At 71.7% G+C, this 763-nt stretch carries 1 pseudogene; it reads right to left on the bottom strand.

Features of this window, described 5'->3' with window-relative positions:
- Positions 1-763, bottom strand: a pseudogene (locus tag HUK84_RS21160) (DUF3971 domain-containing protein); the annotation flags it as partial.

Below are 763 nucleotides of genomic sequence, written 5' to 3'. Positions count from 1 at the left end.
GATCCGGACCGAGGCATGGGCGGCCTGGCCGCGCGGCTTGGACCAGACCGGTATCGTCAGGGCGGCATCGGCCAGGTCCAGGTCCAGCGCGACCTGGCCCGTGCCGTCGGCCAGGCGGCTGTACGCCACGTCGAGATCCGCGCTGCCGGCGAAACGCTGCCCGACCGCGTAGCCGAGCCGGTCGGCGACATCCGGCGTGAGATGGGCGCGCACCTGCGCGGATTCGCTGGTCGCCGCGTCCTTGCGGAAATCCATCATGTAGCGCAGCGTCGCCGGCATGCCGCCCAGGATTGCGGTGCCGGCCAGGGTCAGGCCCCGGGTCGTGGCGTCGAGCGTGAGCGCGCCGTCATCGAGCGCGCGGTTCAGCACGACATTGCCGAGATGCACCTGCGCGAGGTCCGCGTGGCTGGACAGGCGGATATCCGCGATGTCGACCCGGTCGTCCAGCGGCAGGACCAGATGCAGCGCGACCTGGGCCCGCCCCGAGGGTCCGCTGAAACCCAGGGGGTGGCGCGACAGCAGGTTCAGCCGCGGTTCGGCCAGCAGGGCCATGATGTCGGGCAGATCGCCGTGCAATGTGGCGGCGATGTCGCCGATCTGGTCCTTGGCCAGCAGGCCGGTGATCCGCATTGACCCGTTGCCGATCGCGATGCGGCCGATGCCGGTGGCGTCCACGTTGCGGCCGGCGCGATCGACGGACTGGGTGCCGCCGGAGAAGCGGATCGACAGCGCGTCCGGCCCGTCGATGGCCAGCGTGGCGTCC

Source organism: Nguyenibacter vanlangensis, from assembly GCF_013376155.1.
Classification (GTDB): domain Bacteria; phylum Pseudomonadota; class Alphaproteobacteria; order Acetobacterales; family Acetobacteraceae; genus Gluconacetobacter; species Gluconacetobacter vanlangensis.
Note: the sequence above shows the minus strand (reverse complement) of the source record. Positions and strands in the feature narration are given on the sequence as shown.